Annotated in this window: 6 protein-coding genes; 2 read left to right on the plus strand and 4 right to left on the minus strand. The window is 75.6% G+C overall.

Annotation, left to right across the window (positions count from 1 at the left end; all coding sequences use genetic code 11):
• Window positions 1-75 precede the first annotated feature (75 nt).
• The 4 genes from ABZ117_RS03205 to ABZ117_RS03220 are packed head-to-tail and all read right to left on the minus strand — an operon-like array spanning window position 76 to window position 7,236.
• Complete coding sequence (locus tag ABZ117_RS03205) at window positions 76-1,149, minus strand: hypothetical protein (protein WP_356816853.1); 1,074 nt, start codon at window positions 1,147-1,149, stop codon at window positions 76-78.
• Entirely contained in the window at window positions 1,146-3,269 is a 2,124-nt protein-coding gene (locus ABZ117_RS03210; protein ID WP_356816855.1) for a VWA domain-containing protein, read from the minus strand. The genes ABZ117_RS03205 and ABZ117_RS03210 overlap by 4 nt, the downstream gene beginning before the upstream one ends.
• 29 nt (window positions 3,270-3,298) lie before the next feature.
• Window positions 3,299-5,548 (minus strand): tetratricopeptide repeat protein, encoded by a 2,250-nt coding sequence (locus ABZ117_RS03215; RefSeq protein ID WP_356816857.1) that lies wholly within the window; start codon window positions 5,546-5,548, stop codon window positions 3,299-3,301.
• Window positions 5,545-7,236, minus strand: a complete 1,692-nt coding sequence (locus tag ABZ117_RS03220; RefSeq protein WP_356816858.1) for a trypsin-like peptidase domain-containing protein — start codon at window positions 7,234-7,236, stop codon at window positions 5,545-5,547. Before ABZ117_RS03220 ends, ABZ117_RS03215 begins: the two co-directional genes overlap by 4 nt.
• Window positions 7,237-7,402: 166 nt before the next feature.
• Here ABZ117_RS03220 and ABZ117_RS03225 point away from each other — a divergent pair, with 166 nt between their 5' ends.
• Window positions 7,403-8,221, plus strand: a complete 819-nt coding sequence (locus ABZ117_RS03225; RefSeq protein ID WP_356816860.1) for a polysaccharide deacetylase family protein — start codon at window positions 7,403-7,405, stop codon at window positions 8,219-8,221.
• Window positions 8,222-8,331: 110 nt separating this feature from the next.
• Window positions 8,332-8,772 (plus strand): SRPBCC family protein, encoded by a 441-nt coding sequence (locus ABZ117_RS03230; protein ID WP_356816861.1) that lies wholly within the window; start codon window positions 8,332-8,334, stop codon window positions 8,770-8,772.
• Window positions 8,773-9,007: the final 235 nt, after the last annotated feature.

A 9,007-nucleotide genomic window follows, 5' to 3' on the forward strand; every position in this document is an offset into this window, starting at 1 on the left:
CGACGCGGACGAGGCGGCGGGAGGGACGGGGGTGTCGCCCGGGGGCGGCCGGCGCGGGACCGCTGTGCCGCGCGCTCACCGGGGCCTGAACCGGTAGTCGTCGATGTGCCGTCGCAGTCCCGTCTCGGCCAGTGCCATGAGCAGGACGCCTCCTATCAGGATCCACACCGCGGCTGCCGCACGGAAGCCGGTGTGCGCGAGGTACGAGGCGGTGTCCCGCCTCGCGTCGGTGATGTCCGGTCCGCCCGGCCCGCGTCCGAGCAGGGCGCGGGTGTCCGCCATGCCCTGCTGGGTCCACACGGTGAACAGCACGGTCACGACCACCCCGCCGAGCAGCAGGACGCCGGCCGCGATGAGGTGCCGGTTGTAGCGGCGCCGGAAGCGGCGGCGGAGGAAGAGCTGGGTCTCCACCAGCGCGGCGGCCAGAGCGAGGGCCAGCAGCAGCGTCACGGTCCAGGCGAGCCACAGCAGCGGGCCGAACGAGGTCTGCCGGTGCACGGCGGCGCGCTGCTGGCGCTGGAGGACCGTCAGCCGGGCCTGTATGCCCGAGCCGTCATCGCTCAGGATGCTGGTGGCGTAGCCGCGGTAGGCCTTGCGCAGCACGTCCTCGTCCGGCTGGAGCTGGGACTGCTGCACCTTCACGGCGTACACGGTGATCAGCCCGGCGACCGTCAGCAGGGCCTGCCGGCCCGCCGGGCCGCCGACGTCGTCACCGGCGGCCGCGGCGAGGCTGTGTGCGGCGACCGAGATCTGCTTCTGGAAGTCGCTGGTCGGTGCCGCCGCTCCGGCGTCCCGCTCGGCCTGGGCGAGGGCGTACTGCGCGGTGTCGAGGGACAGCACGGCCGGGGCGCTGGCGGTGCGCAGCGGGTCGGCGTCGCCGTGCACGCCCTGGTACGACAGGAACAGGGACAGCGTGAGCAGGATCGACAGGCCCAGCAGCAGGCGGCGGCGTACCGCGAGGTCGTACGCGGTCGTACTGCCGCCCTCCGGCGGCCGCCGGCCGGGACCGAGGAGCCGGGTGAGCGGGTTGCGTTCCGCCCGGGCGGACGCGGCATCGGCGGCCCGCGGGCGCCTGCGCGGCGGCCACGGCGCCCCGGACCCGCCGGTGCCCCTGCCGACACCGGCCCTCGTCACCTCGCCGCCCTTCACTCCGACATCTCCCTCAGCCGCCGCCCACAGGCACCGCCGCAGTACACGGACTCAGCCGGCCCGAGCCACCGGCACCCCGGACACTCCACCAGCCCGTCGGCACGCACGGGGAGGGCGGGGACGGCGGGGGCACGGGAGCCCTCCGGGGCGCCGGGGCCGCCGGGCAACACGGAAGGGGCGACACCGGTTCCGGCCGGTACGGGGGACTCGGCCTCGGGGGGCGGGGGGTCCTCGGACTCGGGGGACGGTCGGTCGTCGGCCTCGGGAGGCAGGAAGTCATCGGGCGTGTGCGGGGCGGGGGCGCCGCCCCCGGGCCGTACGGGGACACCGACCCCGGGCGGTGCCGACCCACCCGCCTCCGGCGACACACGGCCGACCGCCCCAGACCGTACGGGCACACCGGACCCGGGCGACACGCGAGCGTCCGTCCCGAGGGGTGCGGGTGTGGCGGCTCCGGGGTTCGCGGGTGCGCCGGCCGTCGGAGGCGCGGGCAGCCCCGGCGGTACGGCGGCCTCGTCGCCCGCCGGCCCGTCGGCGCCGTCTGCCCGCGGCGCGGGCAGCCCCGGCCCCGGCCGTACGTTCCCATCGCCGTCCGGCGGGCCCTCCCCACCGTTCCCCGGCCGCCCGTCCGCGGCCCTTCTCGGTGACCCGGGAGCCGCGCCCCGCGCCGCCGGAGCTCCGTCGGCGGGGACCCCGGAGCCGTCGCCGGGCGTCCCGGACGCATCACCGGCGCCGGCCCGGTACGCGCCACCCCCGGTCGTCCGGGCCGGCGGGGTGGTCAGGGCGCTGGAAAGGATCAGGTGTTGCCAGTCGACGTCCTTGAGGCCGGGGCGGATGCGGCCGGTCCCCGGTGTCGCCTCGATACGCCGGAGCGCGTCGCGGAGTTGGGCGTCGCCCAGTTCGTCGGCCAGGGCGAGCGCCTGGGTGAGGGCACGGTCGGCCATGGCGCTGCCGTCCGGACCGCGCAGCCAGGCACGGTAGGCGCGGGCGACGGCGGCGCCGGCCTGCTGGTACCGCTCGTGCCGGCGCACGCCGGGATGCTGCCGGGAGGCGTCGCGTGGGTTGTCGGTCCAGCGCACCAGGACGGGCTGCGGTGCGGGCAGCCGTACCGGCCGGCCGAAGCCGGGCAGGACGACCTCGACGGCGGCGAGCTGGAGGTCCTCGTCGGTCTCGCGGCCGGCCGGGTCGGCGGTCAGCACGACCTGGAAGTGCCGTACCTCGTCGCCCCAGGCGCGGGTGACGTACTCCACGGCGCGCCCGCCGGACCCGGCCGGGACGGCCGGCAGGTCCTGCTCGGCGGGCACCACCTGCTTGACCTGGCGGATCACCGTGCCGGGGGTGGGAGTGAGCCGGATGCGCAGTTCGGGCACCGCCGTACCGAGCAAGCCGGCCATCAACTCCTCGTAGGCGGAGGTCAGTTCGGATTCAGCGCGGACGGCGTGGGCGCGGCCGTGCAGCCGCCGGGTGATGCGCAGCAGCAGTTCGGCGTCCCAGTCGTCGCCGATGCCCCAGGCGTCGCAGACGAACCTGCCCTCGCAGGCGTCGAGCGCGGTGTCCAGGGCCATGGCGGCCCGGTGGTCGTGTTCGTTGCGCCCGTCGGTGAGCAGCAGGACGTGTTTGACGGGCGCGGGGTGGTCCTTGAGCAGGCGCCGCGCGAGGTCGAGCCAGGTGCCCAGGGCGGTGCCGCCGTCGGCGTCCAGGATGCGTACGGCGCGTTCGGCGGCCTCGCGTTCGGCGGGCCCGGCGACGGCGAGCACGGGCCGGCCGGGCCCGGGGTGGACGAGGGTGGCGTCGAACCGTCCGGAGAGGACGGCGAAGGCGGTCCCGTCGGGCAGCATCCGGACCGCCGCCGCGGTGGCGTCCTTCGCGGCGTGCAGTTTGGCGGCGGGGTGGAGCATCGAGCGGGAGGTGTCGACGATCAGCACCTCGGCGAGCGCGGGCCCGGTGCCCGGCGCGGGCGCGCCGGTGTGCTGCGGGCCGGGCCGGCTCCTGACCCCGATCTCCAGGATGGCGTGCATCTCCTGTTCGGGCCGGCGTCCGGACGCGTCGTCCGGCACGGCGGGCAGTTCCTTGTGCTGGCCGACCGCGAGCGTCACCTCGGTCTCCTCGGCCACGGTCATCGCTGCCTCTTCCCGGGGGTGTGAGTGGGTCAGAAGGTGGTCATCGGCCGGACGGCGTGGGCCAGGTCGAGCAGCCGGCCGTGTTCGCCGGCGGTGCGGGCCTGCGCGGCGAGCTGCCGGAAGGACTGTTCCAGCAGGGTGCGCAGGCTGTCCTCGTCGCCGGGGCCCAGGAGGTCGCCGGCGGGGAACCCGGTGCCCCAGCCGGGTGCCGGGCGGCTGTGCAGGGTGTTCTCCCGGACCTCGGCGACCAGCCGGGCCCGGGACTCGCCGGCCGCGGCCCCGCCGTCGAGGCGGAGCCGGGGCAGCCGCTGGGCGGCGTCGCGCAGGTCGGCAAGGGTGGCCGGGGTGCCGTGCAGGACGCCGGCGCGGACGCGTACGGCCGCGATGCGGGCGGCGTCGTGGTGGCGGGAGGTGGCGGGGACCTCGTCGAGGACGTGGACGGCGGCGTCCCGGTCGCCGCCGGCGAGGTGGCCGCGGGCCAGGCCGAAGGCGGCGGGCGTGTGCGCGGAGTGCCGTTTCCAGACGGCCTCGTAGAACCGCATGGCCCGGGCCGGGCGTCCGCCGCCAGTGCGCTCGGCGCAGTAACCGAGGGCGAGCTTGGGCACGTACTCGCCGGGCAGGGCGCGGTAGACGGCGTCGAAGCGGGCGCCGGCCAGGGCCACTTCGTCCCTGCTGAGATGGAGGACGCCCCGGTGCCAGGCGATGCGCCAGTCGTGGGCGGCGGCGCGTTCGCCGAGCTGTGTCTCGGCTTCGGCGAGCCAGCTCTCCGCCGCCTGCTGTTCGCCTTTCCTGAGGTAGGCGCGGCACAGCCACAGCGCGGTCTCCGGGGTGCCGAGGCGGGATTCGCGGGGCCACTGCCGGGCGACGCGGTCGGGGGCGTCGGGCGGGAAGGTGTCCAGCAGCAGGGCGGCGGCGTCGTCGGGGTCGGGGACCGGTTCGGGCAGGGCGCCGGCGGCCTCGGCGGCGGGCGGCGGGGAGACGTCCAGGCCGGCGGGGCGCTCGCCGGGGCGGGCGGTCCAGTGGCCGAGGGCGGGGATGGCGCCGAGTCCGGCGTCGAGGCTGGCGCCGGTGGCGCGGAACCGGGTGGAGCTTTCCGGCAGTTGCTCGCCGAACTGCAAGGAGCGGTATTCGCGCAGGACCTCCCAGAGCTGGCGGGACATCTCGGCCGCCGAGCGGAACCGGGCGCGGGGTTCGGCGTGGGTGGCGCGGTCGACGAGGCGGCGGAAGGAGTCGGGGGCGAGGCCGCGGGCGGGTTCGGTGTCGCGGGCCAGGGCCTGGAGGGTCATGCCGACGGTGTAGAGGTCGCTGTCGACGTGCCAGCCGCGGCGGTCGATCTCCTCCTGGGGCGGGGCGAAGCCGGCGGTGTGGACGTGGGCGGAGGTGCGGTCGCCGATGGCGCGGACGGCGCCGAGGTCGACGACCTTGACCGCCCGGCCGAAGTGGATGACGTTGGCGGGCTTCATGTCGCAGTAGAGCAGGCCGCGTTCGTGCATGTACCGGAGGGCGCCGAGGATCTTGCAGCCGTAGGTGAGGACGTGGTCGAGGCGGGGGCGGCCGTGGAAGATCCGTTCGGCGTCGTCGGCGTCGAAGAGCTGCTGGAGGGAGCGTCCGCCGATGTAGTCCATGACCAGGTAGCCGGTGGGCGGGTGGCCGGGGGCCCGGTGCTGGGTGTAGGTGATGAGGCGGACGATGTCGGGGTGGTGGAGGTCGGTGAGGGAGCGGCGTTCCTCGACGGCTGCCTGCCGGGCGAGGTCGTCGCGCACGTTGATCTGGCCCTTGAGGACGACACGGTGTCCGTCGGCGTCGGTGTCCTCGGCGAGGTATATCCAGCCGAGGCCGCCGTGGGCGAGGCAGCCGAGGACCCGGTAGTGGCCGGCGACGACGTCGCCCGGGGCGAGCTGGGGCAGGAAGGAGTACGGCGTGCCGCAGCGGGGGCAGCGGCCGGTGTCGCGGGCGGGCTGGCCGCCGTAGCCCACGCCGATGATCATGGTGCAGCCGTCGGCGCCGCAGCGGCGGCCTCCGGTGGGCGGGCGGGGGTCCTTGACGAGGACGTCGTCGGGGACGGGCACCTCCGGCAGGACGACGAGTCCGTGCTGGTCGAGTCCGCCGATGCCGGCGACGGCGTGGACGGCCGCCGGGCCGGCGGTGTCCTCGGTGGTGGTGACCGGTGGCGGCTCCTGCGGTGCGGTGCGCGGCTCGGCGTGCCGGTGGCCGCAGGTGCCGCAGTAGCCGGTGACCATGATGCGGCCCGCGCAGCCGGGCCGGAGGCACGAGGTCACGACGCGCCCTCCTCTTCGGGTGCGGGGGCGGAGCAGAAGCCGACGAACGCCTCGACGGCGCTCTCGGCCCGTTCGATGTCGCAGGGGGTGTGCCGCAGCAGCGACAGGGCGTGTTCGTAGAGCCGGTAGGCCTCCACGACCCGGTCGCCGTGGGCGGTGGCCCGCTGCCGGCACAGCGGCCATTCGGCGCCGACCCGGCCGAGGAGTTCCTCGCGGCGGCGCAGCCGGGCGTCGAGCATGCCGACGGCCTGTTCCAGGCGCCGCCTGCGGCGGCCGACGGCGTCCTCGAAGCTGAACAGCAGCTCGGCGCGCCCGGGTTCGCGTTCGTGTTCCGGGGTGTGGGCGACCCAGGCGCGCAGCATGCGGGTGCGCCGTACGCCGGCTTCGGCCCGGTCGAGCAGGTGCCGGGTGCCGTGGGCGGGCAGCACGCGGTCCTGGCGTACGTCGAGCGCGGGCCCGAGTTCGTCGGTGATCCGGCGCAGTTCGTTGTTCAGGCGCGTCCAGCGCTCGCGCAGCGGACGGTGGACGAGCAGGTCGGTGGCGTGTGCGGCGCGCTCGCCGGGGCGGCGGAACACCAGCAGCAGCCGGGCCCCCTGCCGGGCGAGCCGGTCCAGCAGGCCGAGCACGGCGTCGGGTTCGGCGGCCTCGTCGACGGCGACGAGGACGGCGGCGAGCGGGAGGCGCAGGGTGCCGAGCCGTTCGGGCCGGGGGTCGTCGCGGATGCCGAGGCGTTCGGCGATGCGGTCCATGACCTCGGCGGCGGTGAGTCCCGCGACGTCCAGGGCGAGATCCTGGGCCCCGGCGGGGGGCACGGTCTCGGGCGGGTCGTGGCTGACGGCGCTGGTGTTGCGGTGGGTGCGCAGTTCCCGGTCGGCGAGGGTGACGGCCCGTTGCAGGGTCCAGGCGCGGTCGCCGGCGGCGGGGACGACGGTGACGAGTACCGGCCAGCCCGCGCCGCGGAACCAGGCGGTGAGCTCGGTGGCGAAGGGCAGGTCGAGCCGGCCGGTGGGGCCGCCGGTGTCGCTGCGCAGCCGCGGGTCGACGGCCTCGGCGCCGTCGGTCCAGGCGGCGACCTGCGGGAGGTGGCTGAGGATGGTCTCGGTGGGGCTCATGTAGCTGAAGGCGTAGCCCGGCCCCTCGTCCACGCTGAGGACGATGCCGATGACCTGGTCGGTGGCGTGGTCGACGACTCCGCCGCCGCTGAAGCCGGGGGCGGCGAGTTCACCGGGGGTGAGCGGGCGCAGCTGCACCTGGCTGTCCCGGCCGCGGGCGGCGACCAGGGTGGCGCCGTGCCAGCGTCCGCCGTCGTCGCCGTCGGGGAAGCCGTACATGCTGACGGGTCCGTGCGGTGCGGCGAGCCGGTAGAGCCGGGTGGTGTGCTCGGTGGGCAGCGGTGCGGCCAGGCGCAGCAGGGCGAGGTCGCCGCTGCGGTCGCCGAAGGCGTCCCGGCGCTGGGGTACGTGTTCGTCGGCGCGGACCGTGGCGGCGACGGCGGCGAGGCCGGGCACGCCGACGAGGCGGACGGTGTAGCGGGGGCCGGGGTCGACGACGTGACCGGCGGTGAGGACGCGGTCCGGGGCGAGGAGCACGCCCGCGCCGAGGACCCGGCCGTCCGGTGCCTCGATGCGCGCGATCCAGGACGGTGTCCGTAAGCGCGATGTGACGACTCGCTCCCCCGTGCGCGTCATGCCCTCGAGGTTACTCCGCGTACCCGGCAGGTACCACTGGTGTGCACGGGGTCGTTGCACTGATGCGGAGCGGGCGCCGGGGGTTGGGGCGAGCGACAGCAGGGTCCGCGTTCTCGCAGGGGTAAATTCGTACGTCCGTTCTATACACACAGTGTATAGTCCGCGCATGCCTCTTTCGACCGACACGATCTCCACGCCGGGCCACGCGACCAGCAAGACGCGCGGGGCGGGCCGGAGGTTGCCTCTCTCCGCCCTCGTGTCCGCCGCGGCCTGCCTGGCGCTCACGCTGTCCGGCTGCGCCCAGGTCGACACGACCGCGCCCAGCGCCGCCCGCGCCGCGGCGGCGCACGGGGCACCGGCCCGGCTCGGTACCGTCGACTGCCGCGAGGCCAAGTGCATCGCGCTCACCTTCGACGCGGGGCCCAGCGAGAACTCCGCCCGCCTGCTGGACATCCTCAAGGAGAGGAAGGTCCCGGCCACCTTCTTCCTGCTCGGCAAGCGGCATATCGAGAAGTACCCGGAGCTGGTCCGGCGGATGGCGGACGAGGGCCACGAGGTGGCGAGCCACACCTGGGACCACAAGATCCTGACCCGGATATCCGACGCGCGGATACGCGAGGAGCTGAAGCGGCCGAACGACGCCATCGAGCGGCTCACCGGGCACAAGCCGACGCTGATGCGCCCGCCCCAGGGCCGCACCGACGCGAACGTGCACGCCATCAGCAAGGAACTGGGCCTGGCGGAGGTGCTGTGGAGCGTGACCGCCAAGGACTACACGACCACCGACTCGGCGCTCATCACCAAGCGGGTCCTCGACCAGGCTTCCCGGGACGGCATCATCCTCCTGCACGACATCTACCAGGGGACCGTGCCGGCCGTGCCCGGCATCATCGACGCGCTGAAGGCGCGCGGCTACGTCTTCGTGACGGTCCCCCAGCTGCTGGCGCCCGGCAAGGCCGAGCCGGGCAAGGTCTACCGCCCCTGACCCCGCGGGCCGGGCCACGCGTACGGCCCGCGCCGGGCGACCGTTGCTCCGGACAGGTGACCCGGGGGCGAACGCGCAGGTGGACGGCGCCGGTTGCCTACGATCGTGCCGTGCCCTTCTTCTCTTTCGAACGCACCGTGCCGCTCCCGCTCGAGGAGACGTGGCGCCGGCTCACGGAATGGCCCCGCCACGCCGACGCGGTCCCGCTGACCCGGATCAGGGTGCTCACGCCCGCGCCGACCCGGGAGGGCACGCGCTTCGTGGCCCGCTCGGGCGTCGGCCCGCTCACCTTCGACGACGTGATGGAGGTGACGGTCTGGCACCCGCCCGCCGACGACGAGGGCGGTTTGTGCCGGCTGGAGAAACGCGGCCGGGTGATCCTCGGCTGGGCGGAGATCGAGGTACGACCGGGGCCCGGGGGCCGCAGCCGGGTGGTGTGGCGCGAGGAACTGTGGGTGCGCTTCCTGCCCCGCGCCTTCGACGGCGTCCTCGGCCAGGTGTCCCGCCGGATGTTCGGCCGAGCGGCGAACCGCCTGCTCCGGCAGGCGTGAGGCGACGGACGCCGGCCGACAGGTGTGAGCCACGAGTGTGAGGCGCGCGAGCCACACGGGCGCCAGGCGTCAGCCAACAGGCGTGAGACGAGTGGTGTGAGGCGCGTGAGCCACGCAGGCGACAGCCGGGCGGGGCGACAGCCACGCAGGCGACAGCCGGGCGGGGCGACAGCCACGCAGGCGACAGCCGGGCGGGGCGACAGCCACGCAGGCGACAGCCGGGCGGGGCGACAGC

The organism is Streptomyces sp. NPDC006309, from assembly GCF_040613095.1.
Taxonomy (GTDB): Bacteria; Actinomycetota; Actinomycetes; order Streptomycetales; family Streptomycetaceae; genus Streptomyces.

Bases quoted from the DNA above. Each gene is read 5' to 3' on its own strand.
- ABZ117_RS03225 (WP_356816860.1), top strand. From the start codon at position 7,403: ATGCCTCTTTCGACCGACACGATCTCCACGCCGGGCCACGCGACCAGC.
- ABZ117_RS03220 (WP_356816858.1), bottom strand. From the start codon at position 7,236: ATGACGCGCACGGGGGAGCGAGTCGTCACATCGCGCTTACGGACACCG.
- ABZ117_RS03210 (WP_356816855.1), bottom strand. From the start codon at position 3,269: ATGACCGTGGCCGAGGAGACCGAGGTGACGCTCGCGGTCGGCCAGCAC.